This window comes from Streptomyces sp. NPDC046915 (assembly GCF_040644935.1).
GTDB lineage: Bacteria > Actinomycetota > Actinomycetes > Streptomycetales > Streptomycetaceae > Streptomyces.
On record NZ_JBEYXB010000005.1, the window covers coordinates 419870 to 436180 of the forward strand.

At 73.3% G+C, this 16311-nt stretch carries 16 protein-coding genes and 1 pseudogene; 12 read left to right on the forward strand and 5 right to left on the reverse strand.

All coding sequences use genetic code 11. The features are described 5' to 3' along the window. Window positions 1–156 precede the first annotated feature (156 nt). The 6 genes from ABZ915_RS15950 to mug all read left to right on the forward strand — a co-directional run bounded on the left by ABZ915_RS15950 (window position 157) and on the right by mug (window position 5789). Window positions 157–1488 (forward strand): hemolysin family protein, encoded by a 1332-nt coding sequence (locus tag ABZ915_RS15950; RefSeq protein ID WP_361802088.1) that lies wholly within the window; start codon window positions 157–159, stop codon window positions 1486–1488. Further along, entirely contained in the window at window positions 1485–2498 is a 1014-nt protein-coding gene (locus ABZ915_RS15955) for a hemolysin family protein (protein WP_361802091.1), read from the forward strand. Before ABZ915_RS15950 ends, ABZ915_RS15955 begins: the two co-directional genes overlap by 4 nt. A 76-nt stretch (window positions 2499–2574) precedes the next feature. Then, on the forward strand, window positions 2575–3369 hold the full coding sequence (locus ABZ915_RS15960) for an SGNH/GDSL hydrolase family protein (protein WP_361802094.1): 795 nt from the start codon (window positions 2575–2577) through the stop codon (window positions 3367–3369). Between the two features lie 10 nt (window positions 3370–3379). After that, entirely contained in the window at window positions 3380–3745 is a 366-nt protein-coding gene (locus ABZ915_RS15965) for a DUF4326 domain-containing protein (RefSeq protein ID WP_361802097.1), read from the forward strand. Window positions 3746–3804: 59 nt separating this feature from the next. After that, window positions 3805–5247, forward strand: coding sequence for an adenylosuccinate lyase (gene purB, locus ABZ915_RS15970; RefSeq protein ID WP_361802100.1), 1443 nt, complete (start codon window positions 3805–3807; stop codon window positions 5245–5247). Beyond that, window positions 5244–5789: a G/U mismatch-specific DNA glycosylase gene (gene mug / locus ABZ915_RS15975; RefSeq protein ID WP_361802482.1), complete on the forward strand. Its 546-nt coding sequence runs from the start codon at window positions 5244–5246 to the stop codon at window positions 5787–5789. Before purB ends, mug begins: the two co-directional genes overlap by 4 nt. A 4-nt stretch (window positions 5790–5793) precedes the next feature. Here the strand turns inward: mug and ABZ915_RS15980 are convergent, their stop codons facing one another. Genes ABZ915_RS15980 through ABZ915_RS15990 form a run of 3 tightly spaced genes read right to left on the reverse strand, consistent with a single transcriptional unit; the run spans window position 5794 to window position 7906 of the window. Next, complete coding sequence (locus ABZ915_RS15980) at window positions 5794–6222, reverse strand: hypothetical protein (protein ID WP_361802103.1); 429 nt, start codon at window positions 6220–6222, stop codon at window positions 5794–5796. Between the two features lie 41 nt (window positions 6223–6263). Beyond that, on the reverse strand, window positions 6264–6983 hold the full coding sequence (locus ABZ915_RS15985) for an ABC transporter permease (RefSeq protein ID WP_361802106.1): 720 nt from the start codon (window positions 6981–6983) through the stop codon (window positions 6264–6266). Window positions 6984–6985: 2 nt separating this feature from the next. Then, entirely contained in the window at window positions 6986–7906 is a 921-nt protein-coding gene (locus ABZ915_RS15990) for an ATP-binding cassette domain-containing protein (RefSeq protein ID WP_361802109.1), read from the reverse strand. A 108-nt stretch (window positions 7907–8014) separates the two neighbouring features. Between ABZ915_RS15990 and ABZ915_RS15995 the strand changes: the two genes are divergently transcribed. The 3 genes from ABZ915_RS15995 (at window position 8015) to ABZ915_RS16005 (ending at window position 11113) form a co-directional block, all read left to right on the forward strand. Further along, window positions 8015–9172: a histidine kinase gene (locus tag ABZ915_RS15995; protein ID WP_361802112.1), complete on the forward strand. Its 1158-nt coding sequence runs from the start codon at window positions 8015–8017 to the stop codon at window positions 9170–9172. 14 nt (window positions 9173–9186) lie between these two features. Beyond that, window positions 9187–9855, forward strand: a complete 669-nt coding sequence (locus ABZ915_RS16000; protein WP_361802115.1) for a response regulator transcription factor — start codon at window positions 9187–9189, stop codon at window positions 9853–9855. Between the two features lie 100 nt (window positions 9856–9955). Then, the gene (locus tag ABZ915_RS16005; protein ID WP_361802118.1) at window positions 9956–11113 is read left to right on the forward strand and encodes an ROK family transcriptional regulator; all 1158 of its coding nucleotides are present in this window, start codon (window positions 9956–9958) and stop codon (window positions 11111–11113) included. A 124-nt stretch (window positions 11114–11237) separates the two neighbouring features. Here ABZ915_RS16005 and ABZ915_RS16010 read toward each other — a convergent pair whose 3' ends face one another. Then, on the reverse strand, window positions 11238–11999 hold the full coding sequence (locus ABZ915_RS16010) for a GntR family transcriptional regulator (protein ID WP_361802121.1): 762 nt from the start codon (window positions 11997–11999) through the stop codon (window positions 11238–11240). A 337-nt stretch (window positions 12000–12336) separates the two neighbouring features. Here ABZ915_RS16010 and ABZ915_RS16015 point away from each other — a divergent pair, with 337 nt between their 5' ends. Continuing rightward, on the forward strand, window positions 12337–12990 hold the full coding sequence (locus ABZ915_RS16015; RefSeq protein WP_361802124.1) for an NAD(P)-binding domain-containing protein: 654 nt from the start codon (window positions 12337–12339) through the stop codon (window positions 12988–12990). Between the two features lie 116 nt (window positions 12991–13106). Next, window positions 13107–13937: an alpha/beta fold hydrolase gene (locus ABZ915_RS16020; RefSeq protein ID WP_361802127.1), complete on the forward strand. Its 831-nt coding sequence runs from the start codon at window positions 13107–13109 to the stop codon at window positions 13935–13937. Window positions 13938–14030: 93 nt separating this feature from the next. On the opposite strand, the pseudogene ABZ915_RS16025 reads toward ABZ915_RS16020, so the two are convergent. Next, window positions 14031–14876, reverse strand: a pseudogene (locus tag ABZ915_RS16025) (DMT family transporter); the annotation flags it as partial. On the opposite strand from ABZ915_RS16025, the gene ABZ915_RS16030 reads away from it, so the two are divergent. After that, window positions 14867–16297, forward strand: a complete 1431-nt coding sequence (locus tag ABZ915_RS16030; RefSeq protein WP_361802130.1) for a PLP-dependent aminotransferase family protein — start codon at window positions 14867–14869, stop codon at window positions 16295–16297. The pseudogene ABZ915_RS16025 and the gene ABZ915_RS16030 sit on opposite strands and share 10 nt — an antisense overlap. Window positions 16298–16311 lie beyond the last annotated feature (14 nt).

A 16311-nucleotide genomic window follows, 5' to 3' on the forward strand; every position in this document is an offset into this window, starting at 1 on the left:
GCGCACCCCCCACATTCTTTTGCCTATCCTTTACCATTGGAGGATCACTCGACCCTGCATGAAAGGTTGTGAGTCCGCGCCCATGGGCGAGCCTCCCGGTCGGCGACACCGCGCGCCGCTTCCTGCCCTGTACAACCATGGGAAGGAGGTGACCCGATGACCGAAGTGCTCCTCCTGCTGGTGGCGATCCTGCTGTCGCTCGCCTGCGGCGCCTTCGTCGCGGCCGAGTTCTCGCTGACCACGGTCGAACGGGGCGAGCTGGAGCGGGCCGCCCAACGCGGCGAGCGCGGTGCCGTCGGCGCCCTCAAGGCCGTACGGAGCCTGACGTTCCAGCTCTCCGGGGCGCAACTCGGCATCACGGTCACCAACCTGGTGGTCGGCATGCTGTCCGAGCCGTCCATCGCCAAGCTGCTCGCCGGACCGCTGCGAGCGCTGGGCATCTCGCAGTCCGCGGCGAGCTCGCTCGCGCTGGTGCTCGGCACGGCCCTGTCCACGGTGTTCCTGATGGTCGTCGGCGAGCTGGTGCCCAAGAACTGGGCGATCTCCTCACCGCTGGCCATGGCGAAACGGGTCGGCAACCCGCAGCGCTGGTTCAGCGCCGCCTTCCGCCCCTTCATCACCCATCTGAACAACACGGCGAACCGCGTCGTGCGCCGCCTCGGTGTGGAGCCCGCCGAGGAGCTGGCCTCCGCGCGCGGACCGCAGGAGCTGGCGGCGCTGGCCCGGCACTCCGCCAAGCAGGGCGCCCTGGAGGCGGACACCGCCGAGCTGTTCGTCCGCACCCTGAACCTGGCCGACCTCACCGCGGAGAACGTGATGACCCCCCGCGTCCAGGTCGTCGCCCTCGACGTCCAGGCGACCTGCCAGGACGTGGCGAACGCGACCAGGGCGACCGGGCTGTCCCGGTTCCCGGTCTACCGCGACAGCCTCGACTCGGTCGTCGGGAGCGCCCACATCAAGGACGTCCTGGCCGTCCCCGCCGAGCAGCGGACCTACCGCTCCGTCGCACAGCTGATGCGCGAACCCCTTCTGGTCCCCGAGTCGCTCACCGTCGACCGGCTGCTGGACCGGCTCTCCGGCAAGAACACCATGGCCGTCGTCATCGACGAGTACGGCGGAACCGCGGGCGTCGTCACCCTGGAGGACATCGTCGAGGAGGTCGTCGGCGAGGTACGGGACGAGCACGACCCGCACGAGACGCCCGACCTGGCGCCGGCCGGGGCCGACGAGCAGGGCCGCGCCCTGTTCTCGGCGGACGGCGCCACCCGCACCGACCAGCTCGCCCGGGTGGGCCTGCGGGTACCGGACGGACCCTACGAGACGCTGGCCGGGCTCGTGGCGACGGCGCTCGGGCGGATACCCGAGAACGGGGACCACGTCGAGGTCGCCGGATGGCGGCTCGACGTGGTGGACGACTCGGGGCACCGGGCCGCCCGGGTGCTGCTGCACGCGCCGCTCGACGACGAACACCGGGAGGCCGTGCGATGACCGCCGTCCAGTTGCTGATCGGACTGGCGACACTGGTCGTCAACGCCTTCTTCGTGGGCGCCGAGTTCGCGCTGATCTCCGTGCGGCGCAGCCAGATCGAGCCGCACGCGGAAGCGGGCGACCGGCGTGCGAGGAGCGTCCTGTGGGGGCTGGAGCACGTGTCCGCGCTGCTGGCGGCGGCGCAGCTCGGCATCACGCTGTGCACGCTGGTCCTCGGTGTGGTCGCGGAACCGGCCATCGCGCACCTGCTGGAACCGGTGTTCCACGCGCTGGGCGTGTCCACGAGCGCGGGCCACGTCGTCTCCTTCGTGATCGCGCTGACCCTCGCCACGTATCTGCACATGCTGCTCGGCGAGATGGTGCCGAAGAACATCGCGCTCGCCGAACCCGTACGCAGCGCGCTGCTGCTCGGCCCGCCCCTGGTCGCGCTGTCCCGGACCCTGCGCCCTGTGATCTTCACGGTGAACACCTTCGCGAACACGCTGCTGAAGCTGCTCAGGGTCGAGACCAGGGACGAGGTCTCGGCGACCTTCTCCGACGCCCAGCTCGCGGAGATCGTCAAGGACGCCGGCGAGGCCGGCCTGATCGACGACCGCGCCCAGGAGCGGCTGCACGACGCGCTGGAGCTGGGCAGCCGCCCGGTGCGGGACGTGGTGGTCCCGCTGGAGCGGGTGGTGTACGCGCGCGTGGGCGTCACGCCCGAGCAGTTGGAAGGCCTGTCGGCCGAATCCGGCTTCTCGCGCTTCCCCGTCGTGGACGAGGGGCGCCGGATCGTCGGCTACCTGCATGTGAAGGACGCGCTGGACGCCTCGCCCCAGAACATGGCGTTCCGCCTGCGGGACATGCGGCCCATCGCCCGGGTACGCGAGGTCACACCCCTCGACGACGTCCTCACCGCGATGCGGGGCAGCCGTACGCATGTCGCGGCGGTGCTCGGCACGGACGGGCGGCTGGCCGGGCTGGTGACGATGGAGGACGTACTGCGGCAGCTGTTCGGACAGCCCGCGTGACGGTGCCGGGCGGCGGGCCGGTCGGTCGAGGGCGACCGACCGGCGGGTATGGGGCCGGGATACCATCGCTGTCGCCATGCAGACGAATTCCGCACCCCACCCCGCACACACCAGCCTCGTCGCCGTCGGCGACTCCTTCACCGAGGGCATGTCGGACCTGCTCCCCGACGGTTCCTACCGGGGCTGGGCCGACCTCCTCGCCGCACGGATGGCCGCCCGCACCCCCGGGTTCCGGTACGCCAACCTCGCGGTGCGCGGCAAGCTGATCGGGCAGATCGTCGACGAGCAGGTACCCGTGGCGGCCGCGATGGGCGCCGACGTGATCACACTGGTCGGCGGTCTCAACGACACGCTGCGGCCCAAGTGCGACATGGGACGGGTCCGGGGTCTGCTCACGGAGGCCGTGGAGCGGCTTGCGCCCTCGTGCAGGCAGCTGGTGCTGATGCGCAGCCCCGGCCGGCAGGGCCCGGTCCTCGAGCGGTTCCGGCCGCGCATGGAGGAGCTGTTCGCCTGTGTCGACGAGCTCGCCGAACGGCACGGCGCGCTGGTGGTCGACCTGTACGGGGCGCCCTCACTGGCCGACCCGCGGCTGTGGGACGTGGACCGGCTGCACCTGACGGCGGAGGGACACCGCCGGGTCGCCGAGGCGGTCTGGCAGATGCTCGGCCACGAGGCCGAGGACCCTCAGTGGCGGACCCCGATGGCGGCGACCATGCCCCCCGGCTGGGTCACCCGGCGGGTCACGGACGTCCGGTTCGCCCGGCAGTACCTGCTGCCCTGGATAGGGCGGCGCCTGACCGGCCGCTCCTCCGGCGACGGCCGCCCCGCGAAGCGCCCCGAGCTGCTGCCGTACGAGGGCCCGGCGGCGTAACGTCCGTTCCATGGCCACCCGGGTGATCAACGTCAGGGGCCGGATCCACGACTTCGGCCCCCGGCTGGAACACGCCCCCGCGGACGTCGTCTACGTCGGGCGCCGCTGGACCATGGGCGGCTGGGACCTGCCCCGGCACCCGCTGTACAACCCGTTCTCCTACGACACCCCGAAGAGGAAACGGGACGGCACCCGGGCCGAGGTGATGGCGATGTACCGGGCGTATCTGCTGGAGCGGCCCGAGCTGCTCGACCAGGTGGCCGAGCTGCGCGGACGGACACTGGCCTGCTGGTGCGCGCCCGAGCCGTGCCACGCGGATGTGCTGGCGGAGCTGGCCGAGACCGGCGATGCCGCCGATGTGACCCGGGTCTCGTAGCTTCCGCCGAACCGGGCCGTGGCGCTGGCCTGCACGAATCGCCAGTAGAATCCGTACACGTGACTTCTGCGCCCGCCAAGCCCCGCATCCCGAACGTCCTCGCCGGACGCTACGCCTCCGCCGAGCTCGCCACGCTCTGGTCGCCCGAGCAGAAGGTGAAGCTGGAGCGGCAGCTCTGGCTCGCCGTGCTGCGGGCCCAGAAGGACCTCGGGATCGAGGTTCCCGACGCGGCTCTCGCCGACTACGAACGCGTCCTCGACACCGTCGACCTCGCCTCGATCGCCGAGCGCGAGAAGGTCACGCGGCACGACGTGAAGGCGCGGATCGAGGAGTTCAACGACCTCGCCGGGCACGAGCAGGTGCACAAGGGCATGACCTCCCGCGACCTGACGGAGAACGTCGAGCAGCTCCAGATCCGGCTCTCGCTGGAGCTGGTGCGCGACCGCACGGTGGCCGTCCTGGCCCGGCTGGCGAAGCTGGCGGCCGAGTACGGCGAGCTGGTCATGGCCGGCCGCTCCCACAACGTGGCCGCGCAGGCCACCACTCTCGGCAAGCGCTTCGCGACCGCCGCCGACGAGCTGCTCGTGGCGTACGGCAGGGTCGAGGAGCTGCTGGCCCGCTACCCGCTGCGCGGCATCAAGGGCCCGGTGGGCACCGCGCAGGACATGCTGGACCTGCTCGGCGGTGACGTGGGCAAGCTGGCCGAGCTGGAGCGGCGGATCGCCGGTCACCTGGGCTTCTCGCAGGCCTTCACCTCGGTCGGCCAGGTCTACCCGCGCTCGCTGGACTACGAGGTCGTGACCGCGCTGGTGCAGCTGGCCGCCGCGCCGTCCTCGCTGGCCAGGACCATCCGGCTGATGGCGGGCCACGAGCTGGTGACCGAGGGCTTCAAGCCCGGCCAGGTCGGTTCCTCCGCCATGCCGCACAAGATGAACACCCGCTCCTGCGAGCGCGTCAACGGCCTCATGGTCATCCTGCGCGGCTACGCCTCGATGACCGGCGAGCTGGCGGGCGACCAGTGGAACGAGGGCGACGTCTCCTGCTCGGTGGTGCGCCGGGTCGCGCTGCCGGACGCGTTCTTCGCCCTGGACGGCCTGCTGGAGACGTTCCTGACGGTCCTCGACGAGTTCGGCGCCTTCCCGGCGGTGATCGCCCGTGAGCTGGACCGCTACCTGCCGTTCCTCGCCACGACCAAGGTGCTCATGGGTGCGGTGCGGGCCGGGGTCGGCCGTGAGGTCGCCCACGAGGCCATCAAGGAGAACGCGGTCGCCACGGCGCTGGCGATGCGCGAGCAGGGTGCCGAGCGCAACGACCTGCTGGACAAGCTCGCCGCCGACGAGCGCCTCCCGCTCGACCGCGCCCAGCTGGACGCGCTGATGGCCGACAAGCTGTCCTTCACGGGCGCCGCCGCCGACCAGGTCGGCATCATCGTCGGCCGCATCGAGGAGATCGTGAAGCAGCACCCGGCGGCCGCGGGCTACACCCCGGGAGCGATCCTCTGACGCGCCTCACCGCCGAGCAGTTGGAGGCCGCCCGCGACCGTCTGGTACCGGACGTCGTCGCGGCCGGCCTCCACGTGCTGTTCTGCGGCATCAACCCCGGCCTGATGACGGCCGCGACCGGCCACCACTTCGCCCGCCCCGGCAACCGTTTCTGGCCGGTGCTGCATCTGTCCGGCTTCACGCCGAGGCTCTTCAAGCCGTCGGAGCAGCGGGAGTTGCTGTCGTACGGACTCGGGATCACGAACGTCGTGGCGCGGGCGACGGCGCGGGCCGACGAACTGAGCGCCGAGGAGTACCGCGAGGGCGGGCGCCTGCTGGCGACCAAGGTGGCACGTCTGCGGCCGCGGTGGCTGGCCGTGGTGGGCGTGACCGCGTACCGGGCCGCGTTCGACGACCCCAAGGCCCAGGTGGGGGCACAGGAGCGGGTCTTCGGGGACACGCGCGTGTGGGTGCTGCCCAACCCGAGCGGGCTGAACGCGCATTGGACGGCGCAGACGATGGCGGAGGAGTTCGCGCGGTTGCGGGTGGCAGCGCAGGCCTGACGGGTCACGGCGGGTCGATCTCCGTGACCACGGCCAGCAGCTGGACGTCGTCGGCCTCGTCCCGGTCGGCGACGAAGACCGCGACCCAACGGCCCGTCCCCTCCGCTTCCCAGAGGTAGGCCACTCGGGCGCGGGCACTCACCGAGGCCCAGGGCTCTGGTATCTCCTCCTGCCCGGTCCGCAGCAGAGTGGTCTGCGTGTTCCAGGGAGCGGTCTCTCCCCAACGGGACGCGAACCGCTCATAGAGAGCGTCGCGGTACTTCTCGTACTGCTCCACCATCGCCGCCCGCGTCCCGCAGCCGCCGTGGCCGCTCTCTAACACCACCACGTGATAGCCAGGCCCCTCCTCTCCCACGCCCGACGTGTCGTGCTCCACCGCGAACGGGCGGAAGCACAACTCGTCGATGAGGGCGATGTGCCGTGCGATGTTCATGGGATCCAGTAAACCGGGCCCCACCGACAATTGGCGCGGGGTCAGGCGTCCCGGCGACCCACGCTCCACGCCCCCGCCAGCAACGCCCCCGCCGTCCACAGCGCGGTCACCGCGAGCCCCGTCCACGGTCCGAGGCTGCCGTCCCAGTCGCTGTGCAGGACCACCTGCCCGGCCCGGTCGGGCAGGAAGTCCGCTGCGCCGCCGGAGACATCGCCGACCACGAAGGACACGATCAGGAGGAACGGAATCAGGGTGCTCAGCGTCGCCACACCGCTGCGCAGCACGGCCGCGAGTCCGGCGGCGAACAGCGCCATCAGCGTGAGGTAGACGCCGCAGCCGACCGCGCCGCGCATTCCCTCGCCCCAGGTCGGCCCGGCCGTCGTGCCCGCTCCGAGCACGGCCTTGCCCACCGCGAAGGTCACCAGGCCGGTGATCAGGCCGACCACGAGGGCGGGCAGCGCGATCGCGGTGGTCTTCGCCGCGAACCAGCGCCGCCGGTCGGGCACCGCGGCCAGCGTCAGCCGCAGCGCGCCGCCGCGGAACTCGGCGGCCACGGCCGTCGTGCCGTACGCGATCGCCGCGATCTGCCCGAAGCTCACGCCGAAGTAGACCGAGAACAGCGGGTCGGTGTCGTCCGCGTCGGCCGCGGCGAGCGCGGAGAAGGCGGCGGTGGCGACCAGGACCGCGCCCAGGCTGCCGATCAGGGAACGCAGCGTACGGATCTTGAGCCACTCGGCGTGCAGGGCGGATGCGAAGGACATGGTCAGGCCTCCCGGCGGGCTGCTGCGAACTCGGCTTCGGTGGACGTCAGATCGAGGTAGGCCTGCTCCAAGGTGGCCTCTTCCTGTGTGAGTTCGAGGACGGGCAGGCCCGCCTCGGACACCAGACGCCCGATGTCCTCCACGCGCGTGTGCCGCACGGTCCACGCCCCGTCCTCGCCGTGGGAGGCGTCGTACCCGTGCCGGTCCAGCAGGCCGCCGAGGGCCGTGCCGTCGGTCGTGCGGAGTCGTACCCGGGGCCGCACGCGCGCGTGGATGAAGTCCTTTACCGGGGTGTCGGCCAGCAGGCGGCCCCGTCCGAGGACGACCAGGTGATCGGCGAAGGAGGCGGTCTCGTTCATGAGGTGGCTGGAGACCAGGACCGTGCGCCCTTCGGCCGCCAGGCGGCGCAGCAGTTCGCGGATCCAGACGATGCCTTCGGGGTCGAGACCGTTGGACGGCTCGTCGAGCAGGACCACCTCGGGGTCGCCGAGCAGCGCGGCCGCGATGCCGAGGCGCTGGCGCATGCCCAGGGAGTACGTCCGCACGCGGCGCCGGGCCACGGAGCCGAGCCCCGTCTCCTCCAGCACCTCGTCGACCCGGCGCGGGGAGATGCGGTTGCTCGCCGCCAGGGCCCGCAGGTGGTCGCGGCCGGTACGGGAACAGTGCGCGGCCTGCGCGTCGAGGAGGGCGCCCACCTGGCGCAGGGGTTCGCGGAGGGTGGCGTAGGGCCGGCCGCCGATCGTGGCGGAACCGGAGGTCGGGCGGTCGAGGCCGAGCACGAGCCGCATGGTGGTGGACTTTCCGGCGCCGTTGGGGCCGAGGAAGCCGGTGACGCGGCCGGGGAGGACACGGAAGGTCAGGTGGTCCACGGCTCGCCGGGTGCCGTACTCCTTGGTGAGGTCTTGGACGTCGATGCTGGTCATGGCAGCAGCCTCGCCGCCGGCCGGGGGCCGGGGCCTCCCCCGCCGGTGGAGATCGTCTCCCCCGTGCGGGGGAGGTCCGCTGTCGGTGACGGCTGGCACGATGACCAAATGGCCCGCCTTCTGCGCCCGTTGCTCCGGGGGACGACGTACACACGTCTGCTGCACCTGTGGGTGCCGATGCTGATCGTCAGCGTGTGGATCTTCATCGACTCGGCCACGCCGTGGGTGCCCGCGCTGATGCTGGTTCCGGTGGGGCTGCTGATCCCGGGCGTGCGCAGGGGCGAGGGCGTGCAGGCCCACCTGCTGCTGACGCCGGGTGAGGAGGACTCGGGCATCTCCACGGCCCCGTCGGCGACATGGCGGGACCGCTTCCGCACGGTGCTGTGGCTGGAGACGCGGATGGCGCTCTCGGTCGCCGCCTGCTACGCCACCGTCTGGCTGCCGCTCCTCGCCGTGGACCTGACCGGAGCGGCGCTCGGGCGCGTGCCCACGAACAACCCCCTGCTGCCGATCTCCGAGCCCCACTGGTCCTACGCCTTGCTCGCCCCGCTGCCCATGATCGCCCTGTACGCCGTCGTCGTCGGCCTCGGCGAGCTGGTCACCGCCCTCGCGCGCCGTCTCCTCGGCCCCTCCCCCGCCGAACGCATCGCCGCACTGGAGGAGCGCACCGAGCTCCTCCTGGAGCGCACGCGCATCGCGCGCGAGCTGCACGACTCGATCGGGCACGCGCTGACCGTCGCCGTGGTGCAGGCGGGCGCGGCGCGCGCGGCCCGCGACCCGGAGTTCACCGACCGCGCCCTGGACGCCATAGAGGAGACCGGCCGGGCGGCGCTGGAGGATCTGGAACGCGTGCTCGGCATCCTGCGGGAGTCGCGGCGGCCCGTGAGCAGCCGCCCGGCCCTGACGGACGCGGATCGTCTGCTGGAGTCCGCCCGCGCCTCCGGAGCGAAGGTCGACGCGGACTTCACCGGCCCCCTGGAGACGGTCCCCGGCCCCGTCTCCCGCGAGGGCTACCGCATCCTCCAGGAGGCGCTGACGAACGTGCTGCGGCATGCGGGGGCGGTCCCGGTCCGCGTCCGTGTCGACGTCACCGGCGGCAACCTCGGGCTGGAGGTCCGCAATCCGCTCACCGCCGGCGTCCCGGACACCGACGGGGGCAGTGGTCTGCGCGGGATACGCGAGCGCGCGGCCCTGCTCGGCGGTCGCGCGCACACCGGCCCGGACGAGGGCGACTGGCAGGTGCATGTAGAGCTGCCGCTGCGCTGATCTACGCTGGCCGGATGCCGGTCACCGTTCTCCTCGTCGACGACGAACCCCTGGTCCGCGCGGGTCTGCGGGCCGTGCTGGAGGCTCAGCCCGACATCGAGGTCGTCGGCGAGGCGGCCGACGGCGCGGCGGTGATCCCGCTGGTCCGTCAGCTGCGGCCGGATGTGGTCGCGATGGACGTACGGATGCCGCTGCTGGACGGCATCGAGGCCACACGCGCGGTGCTGCACACCGTCGACAGCCCGCCGAAGATCCTCGTGGTGACCACCTTCGAGAACGACGAGTACGTGTACGAGGCGCTGCGGGCGGGCGCCGACGGCTTCCTGCTGAAGCGCGCCCGGCCCGCCGAGATCGTGCACGCGGTACGCCTCGTCGCCGAGGGCGAGTCGCTGCTGTTCCCCGCCTCCGTACGGCAGCTCGCCGCACGCTACGGCGATCACGGCGACGGCGGCGACCGTGCCGCGCGGGCCGTGATGGAGCGGGCCCGGCTGACCGAGCGGGAGGCGGAGGTGCTGCGGCTGATGGCGCGGGGGCTGTCGAACGCGGAGATCGCCGGCCGGCTGGTGGTGGGGACGGAGACGGTGAAGTCGCACGTCAGCGCCGTACTGGCGAAGCTGGGGGCGCGGGACCGCACCCAGGCGGTGATCGCCGCCTACGAGTCGGGATTCGTCGCTCCGGGCTGATCCGAGGGCCCGCCCGGAACGCGGGCGCCCGGCTCTCGCCGAGGTCGGGCCTGCCGAGTACCATCCGCCCAACACGGGGCACGAGCTGGGAGGACGGACGGTGGGGCGGCTGACCGGCGGGGATCCCTCGCTGCTGCGCAGGATCAATTCCGCGGTGGTGCTGCACGCGCTGCGTGCCACGGACTGCGCGACGCTCACGGAGGTCACCCGGGTGACGGGGCTGTCCCGGCCCACCGTCGAGGGCGTCGTCGAGGGGCTCATCGAGGCCGGTCTGGTCGTGGAGACGGCGGCCGAGGAGGGCGCCGCCCGGCGGCAGGGGCGGCCCGCGCGGCGGTTCCGGTTCCGGGCCGAGGCCGGACATCTGCTGGGCCTGGAGATCGGGGCGCACCGCGTCGCCGCGCTCCTCGCCGACCTCGACGGGCGGATCCTGGGCTCCCAGGCCAAGGACATCTCGGAGACGGCCGACGCGGACGAGCGTCTGGAGCGGCTGCGCACCACGGTGGCCGAGCTGCTGCGGCGGGCCGGGGTCGCGCGCGGCTCGCTGCGCGCCGTGGGGGTCGGCACACCGGGGATCGTGGAGGCCGACGGCAGGGTGCGGCTGGGGACCGCGTTGCCCCAGTGGACGGGACTGCGCCTGGGCGAACGGCTCAGCCGCTCCTTCAAGTGCCCGGTCCTGGTGGAGAACGACGCCAACGCCGCCGCCGTCGCCGAGCACTGGAAGGGCGCCGCGACCGAGTCGGACGACGTCGTGTTCGTGCTGGCCGGACTGAGCCCGGGTGCCGGTTCGCTGATCGGGGGACGGCTGCACCGGGGCTACGGCGGGGGCGCCGGGGAGATCGGCGCGCTGCATCTGCTGGGCCGGGAGGCGACGCCGGAGACGCTGCTGTCCACCACGCACGAGCCGCTGCATCCGCTGGACGAGCAGGCGGTCGCCGAGGTGTTCGCGCTGGCGCGCGAGGGCGACGAGCGGGCCCGGGCCGCCGTCGACCGGTTCATCCAGCGGCTCGTGCACGACGTCGCGGCGCTCGTCCTCGCGCTCGATCCCGAGCTGGTGGTGATCGGCGGCTGGGCGGCCGGGCTGGACGGCGTACTGGAACCGCTGCGGCGTGAGCTCGCGCGCTACTGCCTGCGCCCGCCGAGGGTGACGCTGTCCCTCCTTGGGGAGGCTGCCGTGGCGACGGGTGCGCTGCGGCTCGCTCTCGATCATGTGGAGGAGCAGTTGTTCGCGGTGGAGAGCACGGTCACGGCCCGGCGCTGACGGGCTGACGGGCTGACGGGCTGACGGGGCGGTGTGCGTCGCGCCCCGGAGGGGTTCCGGGGCGCGACGGGTGCGGCTGTGCGGCCGTGCGGCTTCGGCAGCCGGCTCGGTGTCCGCCCGGGGGCTAGGAGGCCTGGCGCTCGGGTCCGTGGTGTATCTCCACCCCGCCGGAGTCGGCGAAGGTCAGCCGGCAGGTGTCCGCGCGGTAGGTGGCGACGGAGAGCGCCGTGGTGCGGCCCTGGGCGACGAAGCGGGTGGTGACGACGAGGACCGGGGCACCGGGGAGCCGGTCGAGTTCCCTGGCGTCGTCCGCGCGGGCCGAGCCGAGTTCCACGGCGCGGTCCTGGCTCTCCAGCTCCAGGTGCTGGAGTTCGCGCAGTACGGCACGCGCGTGTGCGGGCCCGGAGGGCGCGTCGATCCCGGACAGGTCGGGGACCGAGGACGCCGGGACGTAGAGCAGCTCGGCGGCGACCGGCTGGCCGTGCGACACGCGGGAGCGGCGCACGATGTGCACGGCCTCGTCGGGGCCGGTCTCCAGGGCGGCGGCGACGGCTGCGGGCGGCTCGGCCTCCGCGCAGTCGACGGGCTGCCAGGCGTCACCGGGGGCGCCCGGCCAGGCCTGCTGCTCGGTGCCGACGGCCACCCCCACACGGGGCGGTGCCACGGTCGTACCGACGCCGCGCCGACGCTGGAGCCGTCCTTCCAGTTCGAGCTGTTCGAGGGCCTGGCGGAGCGTGGCGCGGGCGACGCCGAACCGGGCGGCGAGGTCGCGCTCGTTCGGCAGGATCTCGCCCACGGCGAACTCGGAGTCCAGTGCTTCACTGAGCACGGTCTTGAGGTGCCAGTACTTCGGTTCCGGCACCGATTCCAGCTGCGTGGTCCCCACCCTGTCCTCCGCAATCGCCGTGGCCCGCGGCGTTTTAGCGCCCTTGTTTATTAAAGGTTGTTGCACTTATCTGCGACCATAAGGCGGCCCTCACCCTTGGTCAAGACCAATCCTGGTGCGCATGGGGAACGCGGAGGTGTCCACCGCGAAGCGTTCACACGGCGTTATCGGACGCGGCTGAGCCCTCGGCCGTCCGCTCGGCCGTCCGCTCGGCCGATCGCCCGGCCGGGGAGCGCTGCCTGCCGTCCGCACGGAATCGGCCCGTCCGTCACGTGTCCCGGCCAGAATGCTCGGCGGGCCGCCGACGGTCGGCGGAACGGACGCGGGAGGTGGGCCGATGCGGTACGCGGTTCTCGGGACGGGCGAGGTGGGCCGCACCCTGGCCGGCAAGCTGGTGGCGCTGGGGCACGAGGTGACTCTCGGATCGCGCGGCAAGGACAATCCGGCCGGCCTGGAGTGGGCCGGGGGCGCGGGCGTCCTGGCGCGCGCGGGCACGTTCGCGGAGGCGGCCGGGGCCGCCGAGGTGGTGGTGAACGCGGTGGGCGGGCGGGTGGCGCTGGAGGCGCTGCGGGCCGCGGGCGCGGGCAACCTGGACGGCAAGGTGATCGTGGACGTGTCGAATCCCCTGGCCTTCGACGAGGGGCAGCCGCGGCTGGATCCCGTCGAGTCGGACAGCGTGGGCGAGCAGATCCAGCGGGCCTTTCCGCACGCGCGCGTGGTGAAGACGCTGAACACGGTCAACTGCCAGGTGATGGTCGATCCGGGCCGGGTGCCGGGCGAGCACCAGTTGTTCGTCTGCGGGGACGACAACGGCGCCAAGGAGCAGGTGACGTCGTTGCTCGGGGAGTTCGGCTGGCCGGCGGAGCGGGTGCTGGACCTGGGCGGCATCCGGTCGGCACGGGCCCTGGAGATGTACCTCCCGCTGTGGCTCAACCTGTACCGGACGCTCGGGCACCCGGACTTCAACGTGGAGCTGCGCAGAGCCCGTTGACCGCCGGATTCCGAGCGGGGAAGAGATAGGGGGTACTGGGGGCTACCCGTCGGTAGCAATTGCTGACAGGCTGTCTACCCACGGCGTCCAGCGAGTACCAGACGAGGAGCAGCACCATGTCCGCCACCGTCTCCTTCCCGGTCCCCTCCCCGCACGGCCCGCGGACCGTCACCGTCTCCTACGCGCGCGTGGGCAGCGGCGAACCGCTGCTCCTGCTGCACGGCATCGGCCACCACCGGCAGGCCTGGGACCCGGTGGTGGACGTTCTCGCCACCGAGCGCGAGGTGATCGCCGTCGACCTGCCCGGCTTCGGCGCGTCCCCCGCCCTCCCGGAGGGCCTGGCGTACGACCTGCCCACCACGACCGCCGTGTTCCGCGCGTTCTGCGAGGCGCTGGAACTGGAGCGTCCGCATGTCGCGGGCAACTCGCTCGGCGGCCTGATAGCCCTGGAACTCGGCCGCGAGAAGCTCGTACGGTCCGTCACGGCCCTGTCGCCCGCCGGGTTCTGGTCCGCGGCCGAGCGGCGCTACGCCTTCGGCATCCTGCTGGCGATGCGCCAGATCTCCCGGCGGCTCCCGTTGCCCTTGGTCGAGCGGGCGGCCCGCACGGCGGTCGGCCGGGTGGCGCTGACGAGCACGATCTACGCCCGCCCCACCCGCCGCTCACCCGACGCCGTGGTCGCCGAGACGCTGGCGCTGGCGAACGCCACCGGGTTCGACGACACCCTCCGGTCCGGCAGCGGGGTCCGGTTCACCGACGACCTCCCCGGCCTTCCCGTCACCGTGGCCTGGGGCTCCAGCGACCGGCTCCTGGTGCCCCGCCAGGGTGTCCGGGCCAAGGGCATCATCCCCAAGGCGCGGCTGGTGCGGCTGCCCCGCTGCGGTCACGTCCCGATGAACGACGACCCGGCGCTGGTCGCGCGCGTCATCCTGGACGGCAGTCGCTGACCGGCGGCGGAACCCGGCCGACGCACCGGAGCCCAGGGCGACGCCGGCACCCACGAGGGCGCTGCCCGCGGCCTGGGCGGCCCCGTAGGAGCCTGTTCCGACGAGCGGCGCGGTGCAGGCGGCGGCCACCGGGATGAGCCCGGAGAACAGCGTGGCCCGCTCCGCGCCGATCCGCTGCATGCCCATGTACCAGCACACGAAGCCGACGACCGTGACGACCGCCGCCTGCCACAGCAGCGCGGCGGCCTCCGTGCCGTCGGGGCGGCGCAGCCAGCCTCCGCCGTCCAGGACGACTCCGGCCACGGCCGCCTCGACGGCCGCCACACCGCAGACCGTGGCGGACAGCAGCCGCGGCCCGAGCGGTCGCAGGACCGGCACGGCGAGGACGGCGAAGCCCACCTCGCCGGCCAGGGCGCAGGCGGAGAACGCGATCCCGGCGCCGTCGGCGCGCCCCCACCCCTGGACGGTGAACGCGCCGACGGCGACGAGCAACGCCCCGTGCAGGACGGCTCGCTGGGGACGACGCCCGTCGAGGACCGGCACGACCACCGCCACCACCACGGGCGCACAGCCCACGAAGACCCCCGGGACCGCTGGTTCCGCACTGCGCTCGGCGGCGATGACGGCGAGGTTGAACCCGACCATGCCGACCGCCGCGAGAAGCCCCAGGCGGACCCACTGGCGGGGCGCGAGCCCGCGCAGCGGTGCGCGTACGCCCCGGCCGGTGAGCGGGAGGAGCAGCACACAGGCCAGGGCGTAGCGGAGGAACTGGCCGCCCGCGTAGGGGTAGTCGCCGAGGACGCTGTTGGCGGTGAAGGAACCGCCGACGAGGACGCAGGCGAACGCGGCGAGCAGGGCGCCGCGGGTGGTGGTGGCGTTCATGAAGGCGACGCTAGGAAGCCGTGCGGTCCGGTTTAAGGTCCAGTGCCATGACGACATCGGGGACCAATCCGGGCGGGCTGGTCGGCTCCGCCGCGTGGGAGCTGCTGCTCCCGGCCGCCTCTGCGCCGGCACGCGCGCGTGGCCGCTCGCTCCAGGCGGCGCTGCGCGAGGCGATCCGCTCGGGCCGCCTGGCGGCGGGCACGCGCCTGCCGTCGAGCCGGGACCTCGCGGCCGACCTAGGGGTGTCGCGGGGACTGGTGACGGAGGCGTACGAGCAGTTGACCGCCGAGGGCTATCTGCGCAGCGGCAGGGGCGCCGGGACCTGGGTGGGCGAGGCCGTGCGGTCCGCCGCGCCCCGCGCGCGCGACCTGGCGCCGCGCTCCCCGGGCGGGTGTACGGACTTCGTCCCCGGGACGCCGGATCTGTCGTTGTTCCCGCGTGCCGCCTGGGCCGCCGCGCAGCGCGCCGTCCTGGCCGAGCTGCCGCACCACGAGCTCGGCTATCCCGACCCGCGCGGACTGCCGCGCCTGCGCACGACCCTCGCCGAGCTGCTGGCCCGCCGCCGGGGCGTGGTCGCCGACCCGGAGCGGATCGTGGTGGTCTCCGGTGTCGCCCAGGCCACCGCGCTGCTCGGTGCCGCGCTCCACGCGCGCGGGATGCGCTCGATCGGCGCGGAGGACCCGGGCAGCCCGCAGCACGACGCCCTGTACGCCTCGGCCGGCCTGGACACCGTGCCGCTGCCCCTGGACGCCGAGGGCCTCGCGATCGGGCCGCTGCGCGCCTCGGGCGTACGGGCCGTGACGACGACACCGGCCCACCAGTACCCCACCGGAATCGCCTACTCCGCCCGGCGCCGCGCCGAACTGCTCGACTGGGCACGGTCCGTGGACGGTGTCGTCCTGGAGGACGACTACGACGGCGACTTCCGCTACGACCGCGCTCCCGTGGGCGCCCTCCAGGGGCTCGACCCCGACCGGGTGGCCTACACGGGTTCGGTCAGCAAGTCCCTCGCTCCCGGGCTGCGGCTGGGCTGGCTGCTGGTGCCCCATTGGCTGGCCGACGAGCTGGTGGAACGCAAACGGACCATGGATCTGGGCCACCCCGTCCTCGACCAGGCGCTGTTCGCCCGGTTCCTGGAACGCGGCGACTACGACCGCCAGCTGCGCCGCTGCCAGCGCGCCTACCGCGAGCGGCGCGACGTCCTGGTCGCCGCGCTGGCGGAGCACTTCCCGGGGACGCGGGTCTCCGGGATCGCCGCGGGCCTGCACGCCATCGCCGAACTGCCCGAGCGGTACGGGCCGGAGGAGCTCTTCACCGGGCGGCTCGCCGCGGCCGGTGTCGCGGTGCGTCCGCTGAGCGACTGCACGCACGCGCGCGCCGACGACGGCGTGGTGCGGCTGGTCCTCGGGTACGCCCACCTGTCGCCGACGCGGATCCGCGAGGGCGTGCAGCTGATGGCGGAGGCCCTGGCCGGCTGAGAACCGAGGAGCCG

Coding starts and splice junctions, on each gene's coding strand:
- ABZ915_RS15950 (WP_361802088.1), top strand. CDS start 157: ATGACCGAAGTGCTCCTCCTGCTGGTGGCGATCCTGCTGTCGCTCGCC.
- ABZ915_RS15955 (WP_361802091.1), top strand. CDS start 1,485: ATGACCGCCGTCCAGTTGCTGATCGGACTGGCGACACTGGTCGTCAAC.
- ABZ915_RS15960 (WP_361802094.1), top strand. CDS start 2,575: ATGCAGACGAATTCCGCACCCCACCCCGCACACACCAGCCTCGTCGCC.
- ABZ915_RS15965 (WP_361802097.1), top strand. CDS start 3,380: ATGGCCACCCGGGTGATCAACGTCAGGGGCCGGATCCACGACTTCGGC.
- ABZ915_RS15980 (WP_361802103.1), bottom strand. CDS start 6,222: ATGAACATCGCACGGCACATCGCCCTCATCGACGAGTTGTGCTTCCGC.
- ABZ915_RS15985 (WP_361802106.1), bottom strand. CDS start 6,983: ATGTCCTTCGCATCCGCCCTGCACGCCGAGTGGCTCAAGATCCGTACG.
- ABZ915_RS15990 (WP_361802109.1), bottom strand. CDS start 7,906: ATGACCAGCATCGACGTCCAAGACCTCACCAAGGAGTACGGCACCCGG.
- ABZ915_RS15995 (WP_361802112.1), top strand. CDS start 8,015: ATGGCCCGCCTTCTGCGCCCGTTGCTCCGGGGGACGACGTACACACGT.
- ABZ915_RS16000 (WP_361802115.1), top strand. CDS start 9,187: ATGCCGGTCACCGTTCTCCTCGTCGACGACGAACCCCTGGTCCGCGCG.
- ABZ915_RS16015 (WP_361802124.1), top strand. CDS start 12,337: ATGCGGTACGCGGTTCTCGGGACGGGCGAGGTGGGCCGCACCCTGGCC.
- ABZ915_RS16020 (WP_361802127.1), top strand. CDS start 13,107: ATGTCCGCCACCGTCTCCTTCCCGGTCCCCTCCCCGCACGGCCCGCGG.
- ABZ915_RS16030 (WP_361802130.1), top strand. CDS start 14,867: ATGACGACATCGGGGACCAATCCGGGCGGGCTGGTCGGCTCCGCCGCG.